Here is a 26,831-nt window from a genome sequence, read left to right as displayed (position 1 = left end):
CCAACAATTGCTGTAGTAGCTTCTTCTGTTACATTAATTGTAAACGTTCCTGAAGCATTCCCATCGATACAAGGATTATTATCACCATTAACATTATAAGTAATTGTGAACATACCTGCACCAGCTATTGCTGGATCAAATATTCCATTGCTTACTCCTGTTCCAGTGAATGTCCCATTAAGAGAAGTTGTATCTGCATTTAACAATGCACCAAGAGATATAGCATCACCATCTACGCAAGTTTCTTGATTTGGAATAGTTCCAATCATTGCTGTAGTAGCTTCTTCTGTTACATTGATTGTGAACGTTCCTGAAGCATTACCATTGATACAAGGATTATCGTCACCATTCACTTCATAAGTAATAGTGAAGGTTCCTGCACCAGCTACTGCTGGATCAAATATTCCATTGCTAGCTCCTGTTCCAGTGAATGTTCCGTTAAGAGAAGTTGTATCTGTATTTAACAACGCACCAAGAGATATAGCATCACCATCTACGCAAGTTTCTTGATTTGGAATAGTTCCAACCATTGCTGTAGTAGCTTCTTCTGTTACATTAATTGTAAACGTTCCTGAAGCATTCCCATCGATACAAGGATTATTATCACCATTAACATTATAAGTAATTGTGAACATACCTGCACCAGCTATTGCTGGATCAAATATTCCATTGCTAACTCCTGTTCCAGTGAATGTTCCGTTAAGAGAAGTTGTATCTGCATTTAACAACGCACCAAGAGATATAGCATCACCATCTACGCAAGTTTCTTGATTTGGAATAGTTCCAACAATTGCTGTAGTAGCTTCTTCTGTTACATTAATTGTAAACGTTCCTGAAGCATTCCCATCGATACAAGGATTATTATCACCATTAACATTATAAGTAATTGTGAACATACCTGCACCAGCTACTGCTGGATCAAATATTCCATTGCTAACTCCTGTTCCAGTGAATGTTCCATTTAGAGAAGTAGTATCAGCATTCAATAATGTAGCAAGTGCTATAGATTCACCAACCACACAAGTTAATTGATTTGCGATAGTTCCAACTTCAGCATCAACTGGTGTGTTAACAGTTAATTTAAAAGTTACGCTATTACTTCCAGAAATACATGAAGACTGCTCTTCACTTACTGTATAAGTTATATTTAAAGTTGTTCCTCCTAGTCCAGAAAGGTCTAAAGGATTCATAACAACATCACCACCTACAGTAAATTCACCAAATTGGTATACACCATCTTCATTACTCACTAGACTATATAAGTCTAGAGGAGAGTCGTCTGTACAGTAAGTTACATCTTCTATTGTTCCGGCATTTGCAGGGATTGGATTGTCGATAAACTTAATTGTTATTTTAGAAGATGCAGGATTACATACTGCATTACTAGAGGTATAAGTATATACACCATCAGAATCTAAAGAAGGATTGAATATGGTAGTTCCACTAGCAAATGCAGGCGAAAATGATCCACCCCCGTTTGCAGGTCCAAATTCTGAACTGTCAGCTATTCTAGGTATTACATCAAAAGCTTCTTCATCTTCACAAATTACAATTGTAGTATCAGAACCCGCACTTGGCTCATCCAATAATCTAACAATTATTCTAGTTCTATTATCACAAGTACCTTGAGCATTTCCTGCATAATATACATGATTCTTTTTAAGCGTTGCTCTAGGGCGTTCCGGGTCTGTTTCTACTTTAGAATCATACCATGTTGCACCAGCAGGCTTAAGATCTCTAATTTGTGGCTTTCTTTTAAGGCCAGTAATTTGATCTACTATCAACTCACAGAAGAATTGCTCTTCTCTTGGAACTACTGGACAAAGATTTTCATCCAATATTATTACGTTAACAGTTGATTGCGCTTGACAATTATCATTGGTTACTGTATAAGTAAATGTTCCTTGCTGACCAGTTGCAGGATTGAATGTACCACTAGAATTTCCTGGAGAAAAAGTTCCATTAGTGTCTGGGTTACCATTCAATACAGTAAATAGGTTAAATGAAGCATCAGTTCTGGATACTTGAATACTACCATTCTCTCCTGCATTGGGAGCTTGATTTACCGTAATACTAAATTGTTCAAAAGCAGTGCCTATTGTACAATTTGCCGGATTTCCATTCACAGTGTATGTGAAATCATTATCTCCAAGTGCTGCAGTAGAAGGATCAAAACTTGTAACTACGGAGCTATTTGAATTTGTGAAAGTTCCACCTTTAGTTGCATCATCACTTAATAAAGTTGATAATGCAATTATATCGTCATTGCTACAAACAGCAAAGTCGTCAATATTTCCAGCTTCTACAATAGTTGGGGCTTCTACCGTCAATGTGATTACGGCAGAATCTGTACAGCTTCCATTATTTACTGTATATGTTGTTGTAAAAACTCCAACAGGACTAGTGTTGAATTGGGCAATTAGGTCTGAAGTATTATCATCTGTAAATTCACCTCCAAGATCTCTGCCTACCAATAATTCATTAAATCTTACAATTAATGCTGCAGGATTACTTAAAGCCGTTGAACATATAGTTTCATTGACATCTCTTCCCGCATTTGGAATTTCTACTAGATCAACAGTAACTCTTGTTGCTTCACAAGCATCGGGATTTCCATTAGCAGTAAAATAGAATGTTCCATTATCATCGCTATCAGTTAAAAAAGCTTGTGGATCTAATAATACCGTGAAATCTACATCAGCAAAGAATGGTGTTCCGTAAGGTGAAACTAAATCAGCAACTCTAGGTCTCGTAGAATCATCTTCTGAATCTACACAAAACACTTGAGTTTCTTCTTCTGGTGTAACATCTTGAAAAGTTACAATAACTTCAACTCTATCTCTACTTTCACAAGGAGGAAGAGGGGAGTTTTCTCTATTAACAATTTGGCTTGCATAATATGATTCTCCATTTATTAAAGGAGTATTGTCGCTTAGCTGTGGATTAGATGTGCGAGTGCTATACCATCTAAATGCTGTTTGATTAGGGCTGGTTGCTTGTGCTACAAGATCTGCCACAGTTGCTCCCGGACAAAAAGTTTGATCATCTGCGATTGGTGCTTCCGCAAGAACTGGCTCATATCTTAATGCAAGGCGACTTGTTCTGCACTCTGAATCTGGATTTTTTTGATCTGCGAAATAGCTTCTTCCTTCTACTAAATCTGTATTGGGGTTTAAAGCATTTCCGCTAAATTCTTCCTCATATACTCTTATATCGTTACCAACAACACTTGCAATTAAATCTGCAACAGTGCTATTATCATCTGTGCTATATTCACAAGGAGTATAAATATTTCCAAAATCGGCAGTAGGAACACCAAAATCGTCTACAGTAACGGTAACTTCAGTTCTCCCACTTCTACAAGTATTGGAATTATTACCTGCGAAATAAGAGCCGGTTTCTAGTAATTCATTTTCTGGAATGGCAGTATTGGAAGTGGCATTTCTATACCATCTTACTCCATCACCGTTAGCAGTTGCGTTCAAATCAGCAATAGTTGCCAAATAGCAGAAATCCTGCGTGTCGTCGCTAACTGTTGGGCAGTTAGTTTGCCCGTAAGAGGGCGAACTACCAATTAATAAAACTAGGGCAAAAAGGAGCATAGAATATCCCTTCTTTCCTAAAGTAAAATTTTGCATAGGCTAGGTGTTAAGTTTAACATTAAAATATTTAGTTAATAAATGGCCGCATAAGGCAAAGCAAATATTGCAAATATTTTCAACAATATGGTTGTTTTTGAGCAATAATTTAACGGTATGAAGTATTGTTGTTAATGTTTTGTTAATCTGATGCTCAGGCTGCTATCTGGTAAGAATTATGTATGACAATAATTTCTTACATTACGTTTTATGAAAAAAATTCTTATTTTATCTATCATATTATTAACTTCATTGTCCTATTCTCAATCGATTTCGGACAAGGCAATTTCCTATCTAGAATCCGGAAAAGTAGCCGAAGCTAAGACCCTTCTTAATGAACAAGTTAATAAAAATAATGCAGACCTTATTGTCTTCGAATTATTAGGGGATATTGCCAGTTTTGAAAAAAACTGGGATACAGCTATTTCTTATTATAAAAAATTGGTTGTTGCTAATCCGGAAAATGCAAACTTTAATCTAAAATATGGAGGAGCGCTGGGGATGAAAGCATTAAGCGTTTCGAGATTGCAAGCGGTGGTTTATATTCCAGACATTAAAAAGTATTTATCCTTAGCTGCAGAGCAAGATCGCTCTCAAATTGTAGCTAGACGGGCTCTGGTAGAATTATATATAAAATTGCCAGGGATCTTAGGAGGAAGTGATGAAAAAGCATTGATGTATGCCAATCAACTAAAAGATCTAAGTCCCGTTAATGCTTACTTAGCAAAGGGCTTTATAATAAAGGAGAATGAGAATATTAAAGAGGCCTTAGTTTATTATAAAAATGCATTTAATAAGTACAGAAACACCAATGGCAATATGAAATCAAATTCTCTAAATTATGAGCTTGGAAAAGTTGCGGCAGAGCTTAATTTAGAATCTCAATATGGCATGCAATTACTTGATACTTATACGAAAAACTACAGTTACAAAGATAGGTGTTCTATGGAGTGGGTGTATCTGCGTAAAGCCCAGATTTTGGTAAATATGAGGAATAAAAAAGCTGCATTAGCATATATTGATAAGGCTCTAACGCTTAAGGCTGATTTTAATGAAGCCTTGGATGAAAAGAAGCGAATTCATGAACTATAATTGAGTATTTCAATGCATTTTAGTATGCTATAATACCTATATTTGCTTCAAATTTTATTACATGAATCTTCATTTTATTGCTATTGGCGGAAGTGCTATGCACAATTTGGCATTGGCATTACATCACAAAGGATATAAAGTTACTGGAAGCGACGATGCTATCTTTGAACCATCTAAATCTAAATTAGAAAAAGAAGGCTTATTACCCGCCGAGACTGGTTGGTTCCCTGAAAAAATATCAAATGAACTAGATGCTATTATTTTGGGTATGCACGCTAAAAGCTATAACCCCGAATTACTTAAAGCTACAGAGTTAGGAATCAAAATATATTCTTATCCAGAATTTTTATTTGAACAATCTAAAAATAAAACTAGAGTAGTTATTGGAGGCTCCCATGGGAAAACCACAATTACTTCAATGATTCTGCATGTTTTGCATTATAACGGTAAGGAGATAGACTTTATGGTTGGTGCTCAATTGGAGGGATTTACTAATATGGTTCATTTAACTGAAGAAAATGATTTTATCTTATTAGAAGGAGATGAGTATTTATCTTCTCCAATAGATAGAAGGCCAAAATTTCATCTTTATAAGCCGAATATTGCTTTATTAAGTGGAGTTGCCTGGGATCATATCAATGTTTTTCCTACTTATGAGAATTATGTAGAGCAATTCGAAATTTTTGTAGATTCTATTGTTAGTGGAGGTATCTTGGTTTATAATGAGGAAGATCCTGAACTTGTTAGAATTGCAGAGAATACAACTAACCAAATTCGAAAGCATGGATATAAAACTCCTGAATATTCTATAGAAGACGGAATTACAGTTTTAAACACTGCAGAAGGGGATTTGCCAATAGAATTGTTTGGAGCTCATAACCTCAATAATCTAGCTGGAGCAAAATGGATCTGTCAGCATATGGGAGTAGATGAAGATGATTTTTATGAAGCTATTTCAACTTTTAAAGGGGCTTCTAAAAGATTAGAGAAAATATTAGATGCCAATAACACGTTGGTGTTTAAAGATTTTGCTCATAGTCCATCTAAAGTTACTGCTACAACTACCGCAGTAAAAGATCAATATCCTGATAAAAAGCTAGTTGCATGTTTAGAACTGCATACTTATAGTAGTTTAACTCCTGAATTTTTAAAACAATATAAGTCTAGTTTGAATAGTGCCGATGAAGCCATAGTTTTTTTCTCTCCGGAAGCACTTCAGATAAAGAAGTTGCCTCCAATAACCGAAGCGCAAATCTTTGAAGCTTTTGGAAACACAGATCTAAATGTTTTTACGAATTCTGAAGACTTCAAGCTTCATCTAAAAAATATGGATTATGCAAATAAGGTGTTATTGCTTATGAGTAGTGGGAACTATGGCGGATTAGATTTTAATGAGATCAAAAACTGGATTTCTTAGCAGTTTAATTTTTTCAAATTAATTAGAATTTCGCTCATAATTGCTTGATTTGTTTATATTTATATAAATAATCTGCATGAGTAACGATAAAATTCCTTTTACAATAAAAAATTGGGCAATAGACGATAGACCCCGAGAAAAATTGCTTCAGAAAGGAAAACTTTCTTTAACAGATGCTGAATTGATTGCAATACTTATTGGTTCTGGAAATAGAGATGAGAGTGCTGTAGAACTTTCAAAGAAAATTCTTTCAAACAATCAGAATAACCTAAATATTTTGGGCAAGCAATCCGTTTCTCAACTTATGCATTTTAAAGGAATTGGAGAGGCAAAAGCTATTTCCATTATTGCTGCCATGGAGCTAGGGAGGAGGAGACGTTCTGAAGAAGCATTGGAAAATGTGAAGGTTACTTCCAGTAATTCTGTTTTCGAAGTATTACAACCTATACTTGGAGAATTGGCACATGAAGAATTTTGGATCCTATATCTTAATAACGCTAATAAGATCATCGAGCAATTCCAGGTAAGTAAAGGCGGGATCACTGGAACCTTAGTAGATGTTCGAGTTACCTTGCGCAAAGCTTTAGAATTAGGCGCAGTTTCTTTGATACTTGCCCATAACCATCCTTCTGGAAATTTAAATCCGAGCGAAGCAGATAAACAATTAACTCTAAAGCTTAAAACGGCTGCGGAAAGTATGGATATTAAAATTCTAGATCACCTTATTGTTACTGAAAAGTCCTATTTTAGCTTTGCCGACGAAGGATTGATGTAACTCCCATTTACAATGCTTTTAATTTATACTCAAAAAGTAACTCCCAGAATAACTTACGCATTTAAGCATATTTGCACTCGCGTATTAGGGATAGATATTAAATTCACTTCAAAAATAGAAGAATTCATCGCGTATGATAGTATGAAGTTCTCTTATGGTAAAAAGAGACTTGGAAATGAAATGTTTTTTCAGAATGTAGATTTACTACTAGAACAAGGTTTCAGCGATGTAGAGGTCAAGGTGCAGAAATGGGATAATACGAAGTGTTTATTCCCTGTTTCAGAAAATAGCGATCTACCATTCGATATTTTTGCTGCCACCTTTTATTTACTTTCCAGATACGAAGAGTATTTACCTCATGTAAAAGATAGTTTTGGGAGATTTCCAGCTTTAGAAAGTTTGGCATCCAAGGAGGGGTTTTTAGACTCTCCGGTTATTGATATTTGGATACAGAATTTCTCCAATTTACTTATTAATAGGTTTCCGGAAATTTCCTTTTCGAAAAGAAAATATCAATCCTCCTCTTTAATTTCAGTGAGCCATGTATTTAATTTCAAAAATAAAGGCTTGCTAAGAAGTTTCTCTGGAATTATTTCGGACCTAACACAATTAAAGTTTAGCAGGATAACCGATAGATTAAGGGTTCTGCTTAGACTTAAAAAAGATCCCTATAATGTTTTTGATGATCTAATATTATTGGTTAAAAAACACAAGGTCAATTTAAATTTCATGTTTCAGTTAAGTAACTTCAATGTGTACGACAGAAATATAAATCATAACAGACTTAACTATAGAGAGATCATTAAATATGTAGCAGATTATTCTGAAGTGGGATTGCGATTAGGTTATTTTGCAATTCCGGATATTGAGGTTTTAAAGGTTGAAAAGAAACGGTTTGAAAATATCATTCACGGGCCTTTACAAAATGTAGTAAATACAAAGTATAATTTACTCTTACCGGAACATTATGGTTTTTTAAATGAACTTGAGATCCCTAATGATTATTCTATGGGCTATCCCGAAACAATTGGATTTAGAGCAGGAACGAGTTTGCCCTTTTTGTTTTATGATATCAATTTAGAGATAACCACTCCATTAAAGGTGCATCCTTATGTTTTTCATTCTCAGGCAACACGTGTTTATGATGCTAATGAACTTCAGGGAATTGTTCTCAAGATCATGAAGGATCTTAAAAGAGTAAAGGGGAATATGCTTACTATCTTTAAGAATCGAGATTTCTCAGAATATGCCAATTTTAATTATCATTATTCATTACTAAAGCAAATACATGAAATTCAATAACATAAAACACGTTTATTTTGATCTGGACCACACCTTGTGGGATTTCGATAAAAATTCAGCATTAACTTTCGATGTGATTTTCAAAGAAGAAAATATAGGTCTTGAAATTCAGGATTTTTTAGACACCTATATTCCTATTAATATAGACTATTGGGCACGATACCGAAATAACTTGGTTTCCAAAGAAGTATTGCGCGTCGGCAGGCTTCATGATAGTTTTAAGGCGATGAAAATTCAGGTTTCAGATGAAGTAATCGACAATCTATCAAATAGATATATTAGTGTTTTACCAGGTTTTAATCATCTGCTCCAGGATACAATAGAGATTTTAGACTACCTGAAGCCCCAATACAAGCTGCATATTATCACTAATGGTTTTGAAGAAATTCAGCATAACAAAATGCAAAATTCCAAGATAGCAGACTTTTTTGAAACCATTACCACTTCTGAAGAAGCTGGAGTTAAAAAGCCGCATTTTCAAATATTTAATATAGCACTTCAAAAAGCCAATGCAACCCCCGAAAATTCTATTATGATTGGTGATAGTTATGAAGCTGATATAGAAGGGGCTAAAAATGCAGGCTTACAAGCTGTATTTTTTGATTATTATGGTAAAAATGAAAGTAGGCAAGTGCCTCAAATTCAGAAGTTAAATGAGTTGCGTAAGTATTTATAGCAATAAAGAATTTATATCTTCGTTTCACTAAAAGAATGTTCCCCAGATGTCTTTTGTAAAACTACTTCAAACCCCCATTTTGCTATTGCTTTTTAGCGTGGTTATGCTTTCTTGTGTAAAAGATATAGACCTAGATCAAACAGAAGAAATTGCACTTACACCAGACCTTCAGGTAAGTTTATTGGTTTTTGATGTGACCAGTGCGGATTTTGAGGAAAAAGATACTGGAGAATTTGCTGCAGTAATTCGGGATACGGTACGTTTAGAATTTTTAGATGATAGTTATATTCAAGATGATCTAAGTACCGTAGAATTTAGCTTTAGATATACCAACTTCTTTCCGCAGCAATTTAGAAATAAAATCTCCTTTCTTTCTGAAAATAATAGAGTCCAACATTCTCTGCAATTTGATATAGCGCAAGGTGATAAAAATAATCCTGTAGTAACAGATTGGGTAGAATTTATTGAGAATGAACGTATTGATGTTATTAAGAACTCCATTAAAATGGTGGTGGAGATCGAGGTGTTACCAAATCAAAATATTTTTGAAGGAGAGCTGAAATTTGAGTCGAAGGGACTTTTCTCATTTGAATTTTAGCGCATGAGACCCTACCTTTCTTTCACAATTTTATTTTTTGGAATTTTCTTTTGCCAGGCCCAGAATAAGCAGTTACTCTATAATGTAAATGGCTTGCCGCAATCCTTGCTTAATAATCCTGGGGCAAATGTAAACTTCGATGGGCATATTGGAGTTCCGCTATTCTCTAAATTCCATATTTCAACAGGTTCTTCAGGTGTCAATTTGTTCGATATTTTTGATGATTCAAATCAAGATGTTAACCAGAAAGTAAGTGCTGCAATTAGACGATTAACCAGAAATGATTATTTTACGCTCCATCAGCAATTGGAAATACTTTCTTTTGGATGGAGACTAGATAATGGGCAATATCTTTCGGCGGGGGTTTATCAAGAAATGGATATGTTTGCCTATTTCCCTAAAGATCCAGCGCTATTGGTGAATGAAGGTAACAACGCTTATTTAAACGTTCCTTTTGATTTTTCTGATGTGTCTTTTACAGGAGAAATAATGACCGTTTATCATCTGGGAATCAATAAAAAAATAAACAGAAAATTAACGGTTGGAGCCCGCGGTAAACTGTATTCGGGAATATTTAATGTTGCTAGCACAAACAATTCTGGTAAATTTATAACTCGAGATGATCCTGACACCCCTAATTTTTATAGACATTTTGCTGAAAACATAAATATTCGGGTAAATACCTCTGGGTATGCTTCTTTGAATAATACGGGAATGACGGTACAGGAATCCACAGCAGATTTATTAAAACGTTCTTTTTTTGGAGGTAATATTGGTGCAGGAATAGATCTTGGAGCCACCTATAATTTAGCCGATAATTTTAGGATAACAGGTTCCATCTTGGATATTGGTATTATGTTTCAGCAGCACGATGTGGAGAACTATTTGTACTATGGAGATTATGAAACAGATGGGATAGAACCTTTGTTCCCAGACGTGGCTCCAAATGATAACACGATTCCTTATTGGGATCTTTTTGAAGATGAGGTAGATAGGAACTTAAAGGATGAGACCCTAAATGAAGATTATACCACGTGGAGACCTGTAAAATTTAATGCTGCTATAGAATTTGGTTTCGAGGAAATGTTTGAAGTTTGTGATTATAGGAAAACTTATAAACGTCGCAATTATAACCTTATCGGGATGCATTTATTTGGAGTAAAGAGGCCTAGATCTATGAATTACGCGTTAACTACGTATTATGACAGGAAGTTTTCTAATAATCTTCGAGCAAAAGTTTCTTATACAATAGATGACTTTTCATATTATAATGTTGGTTTGCTAGTTTCAACAAAAATCAAGAAATTTAATTTTTATATTGCAGCAGATAATTTAGCGGGATATTTTAACCTTGCAAAATCACAAAGTGCTTCCCTTCAAATTGGGATGCAATTTATATTTAAAAAACAATGAGAAATACTTATTTAATTTTTACGCTGTTAATAGGTTTTTGTTTTACGAGTGTAGGACAAAATTTAAATTCCTATAAGTATGTTTCTGTGCCCGAAAAGTTTGATTTTTTAAAGGAATCGAATGAATATCAAATGAATGAACTTACCAAGTTCCTGTTTGAAAAATATGGGTTCACTGCTATTTTAGAAAACGAAGAAGTGCCTTCGGATTTTTCTAAACAAGACTGTAATATACTGTATGCAGATTTAATCGATAATAGTGGTCTGTTTAAAACTAGTCTTCAAATTTCTTTAAAAGACTGTAAGAATAAGCAAATTTTCCTTTCCGAAGAAGGTAGCAGTAGAGAAAAAGAGTATAAAAAAGCCTATCAAGAAGCCCTTCGAGATGCTTTTTCTTCATTTGAAACTGTTAATTATAGTTACGATCAGAATTCAGTAACGGGAGAATCGGTTGTTGCTAGTAAGCAAGAGGAAAAAGAGAACGAGAAACCTGTACAAGAAAACACTAAGCCGAAGCCAGAAGTAATACTAACTGCTATTCCTCAAGTTTCTAAAGAAGCCTCAACAATAGAGAAATCTGCATCTGCTAATAAGAATGAAAAAGTATATGTTTCAGGAAACGTTGAATTTTATATTCTGAATACCGATTTTGGATATCAATTATTTCAAAGTCAAATGGAAGAACCATTTGCTAAACTGGTAAAAACTGGGAGTGAAAATCATTTTATTTATTCCACGATCCAAGGCCAGGGCATTGCATATTTTGATAAGGATGGAAATTTGAATGTGGAGATTTTAAATGCTCTAGATAATTCCACTTCTATTAAAACTTATAATATTAAGAATTAGTAATCGTACTTATTTTTCCAACGTTTCTTTAAGAATTCTCGTTGCGCATCCTCCCTTTGATTTTTTCCAGGTTTGTAGAACATAGTGTTTTTAATCTCCTCTGGAAGAAATTCTTCTTCAGCAAAGTTATTTTCATAATTGTGAGCATATTTATAATTGTCTCCATAACCTAGATCTTTCATCAATTTGGTTGGAGCATTTCTTATGGGCAATGGAACCGATAAATTTCCTGTTTCTTTCACAATGCCTTGTGCAGCATTAATTGCAGCATAAGACGCATTGCTTTTTGGGGAAGTTGCCAGGTATATTGCACACTGGCTTAATATTATGCGAGATTCTGGAAACCCAATAGTTGTGACTGCTTGAAAAGTGTTATTTGCCATTATCAATGCTGTAGGGTTTGCATTTCCAATGTCTTCACTTGCAGCTATAAGTAATCGTCTTGCAATGAACTTCACGTCTTCTCCGCCTTCTATCATTCTGGCTAGCCAATAAACAGCTCCATTTGGATCGCTTCCTCGTATAGATTTTATAAATGCTGAAACAATGTCGTAATGCTGCTCTCCCGTCTTGTCATAGAGCACAGTGTTTTGCTGAACCTTCTCAAGAACTAGCTCGTTAGTTATCTCTATTGATTCCTCTACGGAATTCACCAATAGTTCAAAAATGTTCAATAATTTTCTTGCGTCACCTCCGCTTAATCTTAGTAAAGCTTCAGTTTCAGTAAGAGTTATATTCTTCTTTTTTATTTCAGAATCTTCTTTAATCGCCCGATGCAATAAAGCAATAAGATCGTCTTTTTCAAAAGCTTTTAAAACATAGACCTGGCATCTAGAAAGCAGGGCAGAGATCACCTCAAAACTTGGGTTTTCTGTAGTAGCACCAATTAAAGTAACCCATCCTTTCTCTACCGCTCCCAGTAAAGAATCTTGCTGAGATTTACTAAATCTGTGGATCTCATCTATAAATAAGATTGGATTTTTGGTAGTGAAAAGACCTTCTCCTTTTTTTGCGCGATCTATTACGTCTCTTATGTCTTTTACACCGCTATTTATTGCGCTTAAGGTATAAAAGGGTCTATTGCTCTCTGTTGCTATTATGTTGGCCAAGGTGGTTTTACCAACGCCAGGAGGACCCCATAATATAAGAGACGGAATCATTCCTTGTTTTAACTGTTGCGTAAGCGCTCCATTTTTTCCTATTAAATGTTGCTGACTCAAATAATCGCTAAGTTTTTTGGGTCTTAATCGTTCTGCAAGAGGTTCATTCATTTCACAAAGGTAGGAAATCAGGAATGACTGATTCTCATATTTAAGATACTGTTGACAAAATGGCAATACACATAATTGTGCATAGCTTTTGCTTGTGAATAGAGTTCCAAAGCTTAGCTATTCATAATAAAATTATAAATTAGACCTATGTTGAAACAAAGAGAGCCTTTTACTTTTTCGACAGGAGTCATAGCCTATCCAATTTTGTTCATTTTAATTTTATGGATAGTATTTTGGTTTGAGATCCGGTTTGGATTCGATTTTAATTATTTCGGTATTCAGCCAAGAACGGTAAAGGGTCTAAGGGGTATTCTTTTTTCACCCTTTATTCATTCAGATATTAAACACCTTTTTCATAATACCATTCCTCTTTTCATTTTAACAATGGCACTGTTCTTTTTCTACAGAACCATTAGCTGGAAAGTGTTATTGGTAGGACTGTTCTTAACCGGATTTTTCACCTGGCTTATAGGTAGGCCAGCCAACCATATAGGAGCAAGTGGAGTTATCTATTTATTAGCCTCTTTTTTATTCTTTAAAGGAATATTTTCAAAATACTATAGATTAATCGCACTTTCTTTAATTGTGGTTTTTCTTTATGGCGGGATGTTATGGTTTATAGTTCCTGTAGACCCAAAGATCTCGTGGGAAGGACATTTGTCTGGATTAGTTGTAGGATTGCTTTTAGCCTTCGTATTCAAGCAAAATATAGCAATAAAGCCGAAATATGAATGGGAGAAAGAAGATTATGATCCTCAAAGTGATCTTTTTATGAGCCATTTTGATGAAAACGGAAATTTCATAGAAAGCTTGCCTGAGCCAGAAATTTCTGAGGAGGAAATACCTGAAAATAAAACAGTTTATAGATATTTTTTCAAGAAATCTAAGGAGGAGTAAGCGTTACATACTTGCATCTTATTGAAAAGCACATGACTTTTTTAATGCAACCCCAATATGGCAGTTGCTTTTTTTAATTCTTAGAGAGAAACAGATTGAAAAATCTGCAAGAAATTATGCTGATTTAGAGAATGATCTAGAAGTTGTTTTGTTAGATTTGTTATGATAGTGATTGCAGGCACTGCTGTTAGCACGGATTGTAAATCCGCGCTATTGGATAGATTCGTTTTGATAGTAGTTGCAGGCACGGATTACAAATCCGCGCTCTCGAGTTTACATTCCCCCTTTGGGGGTTAGGGGGATTCTCTGTCTAACTATTTCATATAAAAACGCACCACAAGCTACAGAAACATTTAAAGAACCGATTGTTCCAAACATAGGCAATTTTGCTTTATCGTTAACGATCTTTAAAACAGAAGGGTTAATTCCTCTTCCTTCACTACCCAATACTAAGGCTGTAGGCTTGTTTAATTCTGTTTCGTAAATAGATTGATCGCTTTTCTCTGTTGCGGCCACTACATTCACACCAGACCCTTGTAAATAGTAAATAGCATCTTTAATATGATTCACTTTACATATTGGGATATTAAAAACTGCTCCAGCCGAAGTCTTTACCGTATCTGCATTTACAGGTGCTCCTCCATTGTCTTGGATGATGATCGCGTGAACACCACAACATTCAGCAGTTCTAATAATCGCTCCAAAGTTTCTAGCATCGGTAATCTGATCTAAAAGCAAGAATAGAGGAGTTGCATTAGTATCTTCTAATATTCGTTGCACAACTTCCTCCATATCTGGAAATTCTATAGGAGATATTTTGGCTACAACCCCTTGGTGGTTTCCTTGGGTAAGTTTCTGAAGTTTTTCTACAGGAACATAAGAAATATTAAATCCTTTTTTACCAATTAAAGATAACAGCTCTTGGAATAGCGTATTATTAAGTCCTTTCTGAATATAAATCTTATCTATATTCTTTTCACTTTGAATCGCCTCCATCACCGTTCTAATCCCAAAAATTGTAGTAGTATCTTCCATAAGCGCAAAGATATACTTTGCTAAGACAAAATACTAAAAGAGAAAAATAAAAAAGGCTCTCAAAAACTCTTCTCCGCAAGTTCAAATTTGAAATCCAAGTCGATGGACGATCCACGGATAGCTTTAAATATTTTTTTCGATAAAAAGACTTCAAGTTTTGTTCCCGTAGCCTTTTAGTGCTTTCTATTAAGCCCATCCTTTAACCTCATTAGTGTCTGCCGGAATATCTATAAAGGATCCATTCAGCATAAATCAATTATCTGGTGAATGTATGACTTGTTTGAATTTTTAAGAACGTCCTAAAATTGAATCAAAATTATTTTTTCAAAATAAAAGTATGAATTATCAGCCTTCTTTAATTTTCAACTTTCTGATTAGTTGGTTTAAATTTAAATTGAGTGAACGCATGTATTATGAGTAAAACCTTTTATTGAATTTAAGATAGGTTCTTAATATTAAAAAGGAATTTTTGTAGATGTAAAAATGCCCGTGAAATTTCACGGGCATTTTTTTAAATAAAGTTATTATATAAAAGATTTTTTAATTTAAAGGAAACACCCAAATATCATCATCTAATAAGTGACCTCCTTGGGCATCAATTGCTGCCTGGTATTCATCCGGATTTGATAGTCGCTCGGAGATTGGATAAAGCAATCTTCTAGGCACAATACCTGAAGGATTGTTTCCATTTGCCCCATTTTCGTTTGCAGTAATATCTGGAAACCCTGTTCTTCTATAATCATTCCATACCTGCATAGGTGACTGTCCATACATGGCTTTGTATTTTTCAAGGATGATGGTTTGAATACTAGTAGCTGGTAAGCTGCTGATATAATCCTCAATTTCGGTAGAAGCAATACCTAAATAAGACATGTTAGCTCTTACTGCCTCTTCTAAAGCATCTGTGCCATCTCCACCAGTACGTGCTAATGCTTCTGCTTCAATAAACTTGGTTTCTGAATAACTGATTACTGGATTAGGGCTGTCTAACTGCGCCCAGAAAAGATTCGGGTTACCTGAATCAAAGAAGAAAAAGTTACCTTCTTCTTCAAACATGTATTTGTCCATTCTTGGATCTTCCATCATCAGATCGGCAAAAAACCCATCAATAATCATAGTGTTCGGTCTTTGGAAACCAAACAAAGCTAAAGGATGTCCACCGTTTTGTGTGTTTTCGAATTGAAAATTTAATTGTTCCGCATTACTAGAGATAGCCAGATCTAGTTCGTCTAAGGCTAATTGCGCTGCGTTAGAATTCACACTTGTTTGCTGAATATAAAATCTTGCTTTTAAAGAGTGCGCTGCAGCTATCCACTGGTCGTTAGAACCGTTAAGAAGGTCTCCCTGGATACCCGCTGGATCTTCTGCATTAAGATCTTCGATTGCACCAGATAGTAAAGTCTGCAATACACCGTAAAGTTCTTCCTGATCGTCATATTTAGGAGAAAGGTTTTCTTTACCCAAAAAAGCTTCCGAATAAGGAACATCTCCCCAGACATTAGTAGCAAGACCTAAATTGATAGCCATATAAATTTTAGCAACCCCCCTGGTATTTAATGCTTCTGTGATAGTTGCTCTTTCGATTATATCGGCAGCATCTCTCATAGAACCAGTATACAAACCAAAATCCCAAGGGTTGTCTGTATCATTCTCTCCAATTACATATGAAGTATACTGTAATTGCTGCGCATCAAAGCCCTGCCATTGCTGCATTATTATACCTGCATACCTTCCAAGAACGGCATCAATATTCCTGTGCGTTTGGGTTTGCATGGCAGGCATAACTGCAACTAATGGTACACTTTCTCCACCTGGCCTTGTAGGATCCTGATTGACATCATCATAGTCACAGGAGATCAAAACAGCAAAACTGAAAATTGCCGTGAGTAAAATCTTAAATATGTTTTTGCTTTTCATTTTTTTTTGTTTTAAAAGTTAAGTTTTACTGTTAAAGCATAACTCTTAGTATTAGGTTGGTTAAAATAGTCCAAACCAATACCATTACTTGAACCTGTAAGATTTGTTTCAGGATCTATACCTGGATAGTCGGTAATTAAAAATAAGTTCCTTCCTGAAGCGGTAATTGAACCTGAAGTTAAAAAGGTTGCATCCAATAAAGAACCAGGTAAACTATAAGAAATAGAAGCTTCTCTCAATCTTACCCAAGAAGAATCGAAAATATAATCTTCGGAAACTCCACCAAATCCATATCGTACCCATCTGTAAGATCCTAAACCATTTTCAGGATTAGCTAAAGCAACTTCAGTAGTGTTCTGAGCTCCAGTTCCGGCATTTACTCCTTCAAAAACAAAATCAGTAATTTCTCTTTGTTCAGCAGTTTTTTGAGAGGTACCAAAGTAATCTATAATACCACATGTACCACACCATACATCACCACCTTGTCTAATATCTAATAAGGCAGATAATGAAAAGTTTTTATAAGAAAATGTGTTTCTTATACCCATCGTCCAATCTGGATTTGGATCTCCAATCACACCATCTTCAGGATCTACAAGTGGAAACCCATTGTCTCCAATAAGAACTTGACCCTCATCATTTCTGTCAAATCTCGAACCAAAAAGTACACCATAAGGTTCACCTGCAATTACTCTGGAAGAAGTGGAAGTAAATCCTGCTAAGAAGATAGATTCAACGTTTTCTGTTAATTCTTCCACATTATTTTCGAAGGTGGTCCAGTTAACATCTATGTTCCAATTAAAATCATCTGTCCTAATTGGATTAAGATAACCTACAACCTCCCAACCTGTATTGGAAATTATTCCGGCATTTATTACACGCGAGGTGAATCCAGTTACTGCAGGTTGATCTACAGATATAATTTGGTCTGTGGTTTCTTTATCATAATAAGTAACGTCTACTCTAAATCTTGAATCCCAGAACCTAAGTTCTGCACCTACTTCAAATTCTTTGGTAACTTCTGGTTGAATCTCTGCGTTACCTAGTTGTGCAGACCTCTCAAAAGCTACAGTGGAAAATATAGGGAACTGGTTACCATCTATAAAACCATCACCTCCTGCATTGGCTGCATTATAATAAGTGGTCGTAGCAAATATAGGAGCATCGTTACCAGTTTTACCGTAGGATCCACGTAATTTACCATAATTAAAGAAACCTGAGTTATCAAAAAACTCTGAAAATACAATTGCACCTCCAGCACTGTAAGATAGGAAGTCATTATTATCTTCTGGTAAAGTTGAGGACCAGTCATTTCTAACGGCACCATTCAAAAAGAAAGTGTTGTTAAAACCAAACTTTGCATCAGCCAAAAGCGCATCTAATTTTTTTCTTCCCACACCCTCAAATACAGCTTGGCTTGCAGTGTTAGAAACATGGAAAAATCCTGGTATAGTAAGACTGTTACCTATTGACTCTCTGGTTAAACTTTGGGTTGTGAAACCGTCATAACCTATTACACTATTAAATGTAATGTTGTCTGAAATATTCTTATCTATTAAAAATAGAAGCTGTGAATTGATGTCTTCACTGAAAATAGTGAGATCTGACACCTGACCTTGAGGATTACCGGCAGAATTAATATCAACCCCTGCTTTTCTAACATCAGAATATTGATCGTAAGCCAAGGTTCCTCTTAAAGTAGCCCAGTCCAATGGTTTGTAATCGAATGATAATCTTCCTATAAAACGTTTAACATCATCAGTTGAAGGGTTTTTAGCCACGGTCCAGTATGGGTTGTCATAAACCCCAGCACGATAACTCCTCTGACTACCATCTGGCAGTTCATAAGTACCTGGAGTGGATGCCGCTAAACGACCAGTTAAGCCGTTACCATTATCGAATGATGGAGTAGTCCTCAAAAGACCTAACATAATTCCCGAAACATTAGAACCTCTTTGAACTCTACGTCCACCTGAAGTAACATAAGTTCCACTTGCAGAAACCTCAAAATCTTCTCTCAGCTTAGCGCTAACATCCGCTCTGAACGAACGCCTGTCAAACTCTTCGGTAGGTGCAACCCCCGTTTGATGCAGTTTCCCTCCAGATAGGAAATACTTTATTTTTTCTGAACCTCCGCGAACTGAAACATTTTGCTCATCTAAAACACCTGTTACAAAGAAGTCAGAATGATCGTAGGCATTTGCAGCCATACCATTACCTTCTCCTTCTGGTACCAATCTCCCAAATCGGCTATAAGGATAACTTGTGTCCCCATCGTATTCTAAAGAAGAGATACGTGGACCCCAGCTAAAACCTTCAAAGGTTTCAGGTCCTCGGTGAGTAGGTACACCGCCCAATGGTCTTCCCTGAGCGTATTCTTTTTGTAGGTCTGGAAGTTGATTAACTTCACTAAATTGTAATGTAGAAGAAACTGAAACGCTTGGGGCGCCAGTTTGCCCTTTTTTAGTGGTGATTATTATCACTCCGTTTGCAGCCCTTAAACCATATAGAGTTTGTGCTGCAGTACCTTTTAATACATCAATAGAAGCAATGTCATTTTGATTTATATCAATTGCCCTGTTGGAATTATCAGTTCCTCCAGTCGCGTTTCCTGTTGAAGAGTTATCAATTGGAACACCATCAACTATAAATAGAGGACTATTCGATCTACCAATAGAGGTATTCCCTCTAATTCGAATATTGGCAGAGGCGCCAACAGATCCTGAAGCACTCACCACACTAACTCCTGCCGCCTTAGAGGCCAAGGAATTAACAAGGTTTGTTTCTCCAGTGTTTTCAATGTCTTCTGCACTTACATTTTCAACTGCATAACTAACGGAGCGTGGAGTACTTTTTACCCCTAGTGCCGTTACTACCACTTCCTCTAATGTAGCGGCATCTGGACTTAAAGTTACATTGATAGTTCGTCGATCTCCTACCGGATATTCTGCTTTAACCAAGCCTATAAAGGAAAATACTAATACATCTTCCTGAAATGCTTGGATAGAATATTTTCCATCAAAATCAGTTTGGGTACCTGTAGTCCCTGCTTTTACAAGAACATTAACGCCGGGAAGCGGTAATCCATCCGTGTCTGTAACGGTTCCTGTAACCGTTTGTTGTTGCGCAAATGTCATTTGCGCAATTAACGCTAAGAATAGCGTTAAAAATCGAGTAAAATTTGATTTCATATTTTGGTTTATTTTAATTAGCCAAGCCAAATTTGATAAAAGATTATTTATAAAGCAAATTATTTTTAAATATAATTTGATAGCCTTTCAACAATTTATGGCCATTCGTATTAATACGTAGGTACAATTACGTGAATATTTGTTAATAACACAAGATAATTTATAAAGGATGGACATATCCTAAAAGTGCAGTAGGCCTATTACCTTAATAGAATAAAATGTTAAAAGAAGGGTGTGAAGTCGTAATATGAATATAAAAAATAACCAATAAAAAAACCCACCTCGCGAGAGGTGGGTTTTAATTATAAAACTAAATGATAATAAAGAATACTATTTTCTTATGATAGTTCCTTCAGCATATTTAAACTCAAAGCTGTTGATTCCATTTACAACAATTGTGTTACCAATTTTTATGATACCGTAGTAAACTAAGTCTTCTTCATCTTCATTTTGTCTTGTAATTTCATAGATGTATACATCTCCATTACTAACATCACTAACAGAGGTTGTTTTAGTACCTGCATTAAATGCAGCTTCAGCTACCATTAGGTCTGTATTGTTGAAATACTCCTCAGCGGTCATTCCCGCAGGAACAGTTGCTTTTACGAAGTCAACAACTAATTCAAAACCTGATGGGTCTACAAAGCTCATTTCACCTGTTTCGCCTGCAGCTGCATACGCTCCAGAACCTAGATTGTATTCTTTCATATCTGCATCAGCAGATAAAGTAGCATTAGTTGCTGCTCCAAAAGTTTGTGGAAGAATTGCAATTTTTGTTTCTATTTCCTGGCTTAAAGCTCCGCTGTTAGCAACAAACTTATAATAAAGAGTGTCATTTACTTTTGCGTCGTATTCAGTATAGTCAATGTCACCTAAATTGATTTCATCTCCATCAACATCCAATACCATGTTCGACTCTGCGTAAGTTCCAGCATCATTCTTCTTCCAGAATAAAGTTACATCATCAATTGTTGCCGAGCGGGTATATGTGCTATAGGCTAAAATTGTTGTTGTAGTATCCATGAATTTCACAGATTCAGGTAGAGGTTGGTCATCTGTGTCAACGAAAGAGATAGCATCTGCCACTCTTATGGAAGCAGGATCTCCTGCTTTTTTTCCATTGGAAAGGCTAGATGAAATAAATAAAGAAATACTACCAGTTTCTAATGCACCTAAAGTAGATGTATTAAATGAAGCAGTTTCACCAGAAACAACAGCGTTTGCTATGACCGATCCATCCTGCATGATTTCAACAGCTTCAACAGTAACCCCTGAAGCGGTGAGTAAATTCAAATTTAGGTCAGTATTTGTATCGAAAACGCTTATTTTACGATCTGTCAAATGTGCATAACCGCCTAGATTGGTAGGGTCTAAACTATTGTCATCTGTAGTGCAGGAGGAAAAACCAACTGCAATAAGAAGACATAAGCTTATAGATTTAAAATGTTTTTTCATTTTCAGTGTTTTAATATTTAATTATAATGCTAATTTTTTAATTTACATCCCAGAAAATAGGAGTTTGCTGATCATCTCCACCAATAGCGGCTGATGCAGCTTCATAGTTAGCTAAGTTCAGGTTTTGCTCATTAACAGGATATGTATATCTCAAGGGTACAGGACTTCCTGAATCTTCAGGTAACACAAGTGCCGGAGCATCATATTTTCTCCAAACAGACCATCCCTCGAAAGAATTGTTAAACATGGCTATCCAAAATTGAGTAGCAAATTGTTCGTTAGAACCATCATAGGCTACTGATGGTTGCGCTAAATATGCCGTTGCATCCGCTGCATTACCACCCCAATATTCTATAGATGCGGTAATTGCTGCATTGTAATGTGCACTTGCAACTCCTGCTCCTGTATAGCCTAAATCTGCAGCTTTAGTCAGATTAAACTCTACTTCAACATAATCCAAAAGGATTCCTGGTAAAGTTGGGTCTAAGAAAACCTCCCCTACATGAGAATATGACCCATAGTTATTACTTCCTCCATATACTCCGCCAATATAGTCATCTACAGTTTCATTAAAAAAGTAGGTTGCTCTTCTTGGGTCATCTAGATCATTCATTATATCTACAATAGTAGCTGAAGGTAAATAATCTGCTCTTCCACTTTGTACCAAATCTACCCATAATGGGTTCGTTCTTGGTGGATTGCTTTGATATACAAGTTGAGCATTATCTTCATTAGATTTGAAAACACCGGCTGCAATAGCAGCTTCAGCAGTAGATTTAGATAATGTTGGGTTGACATCAGATAATCTCATTCCTAAACGCAGTTGCAAGGAGTTGGCAAATTTATTCCACTTTTCCATGTCTCCGTTATAAAGAATGTCTGCACCGGTGAATCCTTGTCCGGCCTGAATATTTGCTCCAACAGCATTCAACCTTGAAATAAGGTCTGCATATATTGTAGCCGCATCATCATAAACTGGTGAAGGAAATTCTTCAGCGTTTATAGCCTGAGTATAAGGAACATCTCCAAAAGTATCTACCTGAACAGACCAAGCATACACTTCCAAAACTTCAATTTGCCCTAATCTGGCACTTCTTTCAGCTTCAGTTATTTCAGTGTCAGCTTCTACCACAGCTTTTGCATTCTGTAGATCAAAAATCACGTCTCTGTAAAGTTCAGAAGAATGATTTTGGGGAATGTTACGCTGATTTAATACATAGTTTGGTTCATCCAAATACGTAGTGGTTGTTAAATACTGAGCAAAGAACCTGAAAACGTTCGTGTTCACGTTTGCACTGGTCATTTGATCTGACAAGCTATTCGTAGCAGCAGTAAATAAAAATTCAGCTTTAACCTGTGTTGGGTTTTTAGGATCCCTGTTCAGGTTTTCATATCGCTCATCTGTCTGGCAGGACCATAAAGTTGCGAGCGCAATAATTGTTAGAAAATATTTTTTCATTTTATTTTTTATTAAAAGTTAATTTTCACACTTGCTCCAATTTCTCTTATCGCAGGGTAAGCACCAGATTGGTAACCTTGAACGTTACCAGAACTCAAACCAGCTTCAGGATCAGAATAAGGAATATTCTTATGAATAATCCAAAGGTTTCTACCTATCAAAGAAAGTGAGGCACTGTTTATAGGCAAGGCGTCAATCATTTTGTCTCCGAAATTGTAAGTAAGACTAGCCTCTCTTAATTTCACGAAAGACGCATCGTAAACGTGGCCTTTATTTGCATCTCTGGCATAACCATATGGGTTAGCATAATAATCTGTTCTTGCTCTAACAGTATTTGGTGCGCCATCTGCGGTTACCCCTGGAAGTACAACACCACCACCATTGGCGATTGTATTTCTTTTAGGATTTCCAAGGTCATTTAAACCAACACTACGATCATAAAGACCGGTAGCAAAACCATACCAAGTATCAAGCGAAAATATATCTCCACCTTTTTGAACATCAATAAGGAAGCTCAAACTTAGGTTTTTGTAATTCAAGGTATTTTGAACACCACCTGTCCAGTCTGGTTGAACGTTTCCGATGATATTGTTACTTGTAGCCGTTCTTTCGTAGTAGCCAGAAGTATTAACCACACGGTTGCCTGCATCATCATAAATATAATCTGTACCTCTTATTGCTCCATAAGGTTGACCCGGGGAAGCATTAATAGATATTCCTCCCTGAAGAGAAGCTAACTGTAAATTGTCTATACCATCTGTTAACTCAAGAACTGTGCTTTCATTTTTAGCCCAGTTAACTGTCATATTCCAGTTGAAATCATCACTTTTAATAGGGTTTAATCTCAACAATACTTCAAAACCTTTATTTTCAACAACACCGGCATTTAAAAATTTGGTAACAAAACCTGTTGCATTAGAAACTGGTACCGGAGTAATTTGGTCTTCAGTTTGAGTGTTGTAGTAAGAAACATCAAATCCTATTCTTCTGTTAAGGAAATCAGACTCTATACCAAACTCGTAAGATTTAGAACGTTCTGGTTTTAGGTTAGCGTTGTTTAATTGAGCGTTGTTACTGGCATATCCTGCACTTCCAAAAGGAGCAGTTACAGAATAGGTGTTAAATACATTATAAGCATTTGTATCACTACCAACTTCTGCATAGTTTGCTCTTAACTTGGTGAAATTCAACCATTGTGCATCAATCATATTAGAAAGAATAATACTTGTAGAGACAGAAGGATAGTAGAAGGTGTTGTTTGCTATTGGTAAAGTAGAAGATCTATCTCTTCTTATAGTTCCTTCAAGGTAGTAAGTAGCTAAATACCCTAAACCTGCTCTAGCATAAACCCCATCAATCATAGAAGTTGCATCATATTCTCCAGGAGGATTTAATGGTCCAGCAGAGTTACTCAAAGCGTAAAAACCAGGAGCGTTCAATCCACCATTGGTAGATGCGCGAATGGAGTTTTGTGAGTTTCTTCTAAGGTTGGCTCCAATGTTACCGTCAAGGTTTAGATCTTCGGTAATATCCTTATTAAAGTTAAGGATCAGGTCGTAGTTATATTCGGCTACACGATTGTTAAAACGTGAATAGCTTGCAACACCAGCACTACCAACATTTATTCTTTCTTCCTGTAATTCATCATATGTATCAAAAGAGAATCTACCTACAACGCTGAAAATATCGTTTAGTTTATAGTCAAGAGCTAAATTTCCAAAATACCTGTTACGAGTATCTGTTTCGTAATTTTCATATCTTGTCCAGTATGGGTTGTCAGAATAGATAGGAGCTAAGTTATTAGGACCATTTGGGTTCCAAGTGATGTTTTCACCTGTTGCAAAGTATGCATCCCTTTGTTCGTACAAATCAACATTCATTTGATACCATTGTCTGAATTGTTGCATTGGGTTTCCTGAATCGTACCCTGTTCCATATCTTCCTTTACCGTCTGTTTTGGTAAAAGTAACATTTGCGGATGCGGTTAATTTTTCAGATAGATCCTGAGTACCACTTAAGGAAATAGTGTTTCTTTTTATCTCAGAGTTTGGAAGGTTCCCTTCTTGCAAAGTATTGTTTGCCGATAATCTGAAAGATCCTGTTTCAGATCCACCATCTAAAGCAACTGAGTTGATAGCCGTATAACCTGTTCCCCAAAGATCGTTAGGAGTACGTTCTCCCGGCAACCATGGAGTAGCTTGTTGGTAAGTATCCAATTGTGGGTATATTGAATTCCATTGGTAAATCGATCTGTTTGGATCAAATCTTGCTCCAAAGGAAGCATCTTCCGTAAATGGAGTGGTTTCATCTAATGTCCCATCACCGTCTATGTCATCTAAGTTAAAGTAACCATCATCAGATTGATAATAAGCACCATATCCAGCACCGTATTCGTTTTGGTATTTTGGCAAGGTTTCCGAGTCTGCATTGGAGAGCATCAAGCTCGAGCTTACAGAAACTCCAAGTCCTTTTCCTTTACTTCCTCTTTTAGTGGTGATAATTACCACTCCGTTTGAAGCTCTTGAGCCATAAAGTGCAGTTGCTGCAGCACCTTTTAAAACGTTTATGGAAGCAATGTTGTTTGGATTAATGTCCGCAGCGGCATTACCATAGTCATAACCACCTCTACCAGATTGCTGACTTGAACCATTCGTGTTAGCATTACTTATAGGAGTGCCATCAACTACAAACAATGCCTGGTTGTTTCCGGTTAAGGAAGCACTACCACGAATAATCACGTTTGAAGATCCACCAATAGTTCCAGAAGATTTAATGTTCAAACCAGCTACCTTCCCTGAAAGTGAATTCATGAAGTTAGTTGTTGGAACATCAGAAACTTCTGCTCCGTCTACCTCTTGAGTAGCATAACCTAAAGATTTTTTCTCTCTCTTAATACCTAAAGCAGTTACTACAACTTCATCTAGTTGTGACGCATCTGACTTCATTACAACACTAACAGTGTTAGAAGTTCCAACTGTTTTTTCAGTTCTTTCAAGACCTATAAATGAAAACACCAACACATCACCTTGTGATGCTTGAATTGCATAGTTTCCATCGAAATCTGATTGAACACCTGTTGAAGTGCCTTTAATAATTATGTTTACCCCGGGTAGAGGTAACCCATCTTCGTCGGTAACGGTACCCGTTACGGACTGTTGTTGTGCAAAAGTTATCTGCACAACGAACGCTAGTAATAGCGTTAAAATACTACTGAATTTTGCTTTCATTGTTTAATTAATTTGAATTAGCCAGCCGCGAAAGTGGTAAGAATATGTTAATTAACCAAAAAAATATTCCCAAATTATAGGTCGATATATCTTGGAATTCATATTCAGATGATTTAATAGTCTATCTATTAGTGGTTGGTGACTGAACTTAGGATCTTGTTAATTTTATTGAGGTGTAAAAATAGATCTGTTTTGTTCTAATTAGTAAAGTAGATTTTTAAAAATTATTTTTTCTTTCCTATTATACTTTTTTAATATAAATTTAATAGCCAATTGACAGCTTTTGCGTTTGATAAGTTCCGGTGCCTTATAAAATGTCAAACATCACTAATGTTATAAATTTTTTTTGCGAATATTTTGAGGCAATAGTTGGAATAAATTCCTTTGAGCTTCTTGCAAGGTATTTTGTATTCCTCCCTTTTTTATATTAAATACTGCATTGAAGGATAGCTAGTTTCTTTTATTATTATTATCATCTATTTCGTGTTAATAATAATTTAATTGAGTTCTACTTGAAAATTAATGAGTTAAGATTTGAATAATTAGTTTTTATTCATACCTTTGCAGACCCTAAAAAGTAGGGAAGGTAATTTTATAACAATAATAAGTGTAAAAGAAAT

Annotated in this window: 17 protein-coding genes; 9 read left to right on the top strand and 8 right to left on the bottom strand. The window is 35.8% G+C overall.

Translation table 11 applies throughout. The annotated features are described in order from the left end of the window. Positions 1-3,638, bottom strand: a 3,638-nt coding sequence (locus tag ES724_RS16525; RefSeq protein WP_170249889.1) for a hypothetical protein, incomplete at its 3' end; no start/stop codon positions are given. Positions 3,639-3,848: 210 nt separating this feature from the next. Between ES724_RS16525 and ES724_RS11805 the strand changes: the two genes are divergently transcribed. From ES724_RS11805 to ES724_RS11770, 8 genes are all read left to right on the top strand, one after another. Then, the gene (locus tag ES724_RS11805; RefSeq protein ID WP_246136865.1) at positions 3,849-4,730 is read left to right on the top strand and encodes a tetratricopeptide repeat protein; all 882 of its coding nucleotides are present in this window, start codon (positions 3,849-3,851) and stop codon (positions 4,728-4,730) included. A 61-nt stretch (positions 4,731-4,791) separates the two neighbouring features. Further along, positions 4,792-6,147: a UDP-N-acetylmuramate--L-alanine ligase gene (locus ES724_RS11800; protein WP_146933174.1), complete on the top strand. Its 1,356-nt coding sequence runs from the start codon at positions 4,792-4,794 to the stop codon at positions 6,145-6,147. Positions 6,148-6,223: 76 nt separating this feature from the next. After that, positions 6,224-6,922 carry a RadC family protein gene (gene radC / locus ES724_RS11795; protein WP_026839654.1) on the top strand — a complete coding sequence of 233 codons (699 nt, stop codon included), beginning with the start codon at positions 6,224-6,226 and terminating at the stop codon, positions 6,920-6,922. 12 nt (positions 6,923-6,934) lie between these two features. Continuing rightward, positions 6,935-8,224, top strand: a complete 1,290-nt coding sequence (locus tag ES724_RS11790; RefSeq protein ID WP_146933172.1) for a polysaccharide deacetylase family protein — start codon at positions 6,935-6,937, stop codon at positions 8,222-8,224. After that, the gene (locus tag ES724_RS11785) at positions 8,211-8,900 is read left to right on the top strand and encodes a YjjG family noncanonical pyrimidine nucleotidase (protein WP_026839652.1); all 690 of its coding nucleotides are present in this window, start codon (positions 8,211-8,213) and stop codon (positions 8,898-8,900) included. The genes ES724_RS11790 and ES724_RS11785 overlap by 14 nt, the downstream gene beginning before the upstream one ends. Before the next feature lie 46 nt (positions 8,901-8,946). Continuing rightward, positions 8,947-9,498, top strand: a complete 552-nt coding sequence (locus ES724_RS11780) for a hypothetical protein (protein WP_146933170.1) — start codon at positions 8,947-8,949, stop codon at positions 9,496-9,498. A 3-nt stretch (positions 9,499-9,501) separates the two neighbouring features. Next, positions 9,502-10,911: a DUF5723 family protein gene (locus ES724_RS11775; protein ID WP_246136864.1), complete on the top strand. Its 1,410-nt coding sequence runs from the start codon at positions 9,502-9,504 to the stop codon at positions 10,909-10,911. Further along, positions 10,908-11,759 carry a hypothetical protein gene (locus ES724_RS11770; RefSeq protein WP_146933168.1) on the top strand — a complete coding sequence of 284 codons (852 nt, stop codon included), beginning with the start codon at positions 10,908-10,910 and terminating at the stop codon, positions 11,757-11,759. Before ES724_RS11775 ends, ES724_RS11770 begins: the two co-directional genes overlap by 4 nt. Here ES724_RS11770 and ES724_RS11765 read toward each other — a convergent pair. Continuing rightward, positions 11,756-13,030 carry a replication-associated recombination protein A gene (locus ES724_RS11765; RefSeq protein WP_026839649.1) on the bottom strand — a complete coding sequence of 425 codons (1,275 nt, stop codon included), beginning with the start codon at positions 13,028-13,030 and terminating at the stop codon, positions 11,756-11,758. The genes ES724_RS11770 and ES724_RS11765 overlap by 4 nt on opposite strands. Before the next feature lie 150 nt (positions 13,031-13,180). Here ES724_RS11765 and ES724_RS11760 point away from each other — a divergent pair, with 150 nt between their 5' ends. Continuing rightward, on the top strand, positions 13,181-13,927 hold the full coding sequence (locus ES724_RS11760) for a rhomboid family intramembrane serine protease (RefSeq protein ID WP_146933180.1): 747 nt from the start codon (positions 13,181-13,183) through the stop codon (positions 13,925-13,927). Between the two features lie 273 nt (positions 13,928-14,200). Here ES724_RS11760 and rlmB read toward each other — a convergent pair whose 3' ends face one another. The 6 genes from rlmB to ES724_RS11730 form a co-directional block, all read right to left on the bottom strand. Continuing rightward, positions 14,201-14,962, bottom strand: a complete 762-nt coding sequence (rlmB, locus tag ES724_RS11755) for a 23S rRNA (guanosine(2251)-2'-O)-methyltransferase RlmB (protein ID WP_146933166.1) — start codon at positions 14,960-14,962, stop codon at positions 14,201-14,203. A gap of 540 nt (positions 14,963-15,502) precedes the next feature. After that, entirely contained in the window at positions 15,503-16,879 is a 1,377-nt protein-coding gene (locus ES724_RS11750; RefSeq protein WP_146933164.1) for a SusD/RagB family nutrient-binding outer membrane lipoprotein, read from the bottom strand. Between the two features lie 11 nt (positions 16,880-16,890). Further along, positions 16,891-20,070 (bottom strand): SusC/RagA family TonB-linked outer membrane protein, encoded by a 3,180-nt coding sequence (locus ES724_RS11745; protein ID WP_146933162.1) that lies wholly within the window; start codon positions 20,068-20,070, stop codon positions 16,891-16,893. Between the two features lie 330 nt (positions 20,071-20,400). Further along, positions 20,401-21,525, bottom strand: coding sequence for a hypothetical protein (locus tag ES724_RS11740; RefSeq protein WP_146933160.1), 1,125 nt, complete (start codon positions 21,523-21,525; stop codon positions 20,401-20,403). Between the two features lie 37 nt (positions 21,526-21,562). After that, positions 21,563-22,984 carry a SusD/RagB family nutrient-binding outer membrane lipoprotein gene (locus ES724_RS11735; protein ID WP_146933158.1) on the bottom strand — a complete coding sequence of 474 codons (1,422 nt, stop codon included), beginning with the start codon at positions 22,982-22,984 and terminating at the stop codon, positions 21,563-21,565. Positions 22,985-22,995: 11 nt separating this feature from the next. After that, positions 22,996-26,211, bottom strand: a complete 3,216-nt coding sequence (locus ES724_RS11730) for a SusC/RagA family TonB-linked outer membrane protein (protein WP_146933156.1) — start codon at positions 26,209-26,211, stop codon at positions 22,996-22,998. Positions 26,212-26,831 lie beyond the last annotated feature (620 nt).

The organism is Gillisia hiemivivida, from assembly GCF_007997295.1.
GTDB lineage: Bacteria > Bacteroidota > Bacteroidia > Flavobacteriales > Flavobacteriaceae > Gillisia > Gillisia hiemivivida.
The sequence above is the reverse complement of the archived record's forward strand: the minus strand, read 5'-3'. Positions and strand labels throughout refer to the sequence as shown.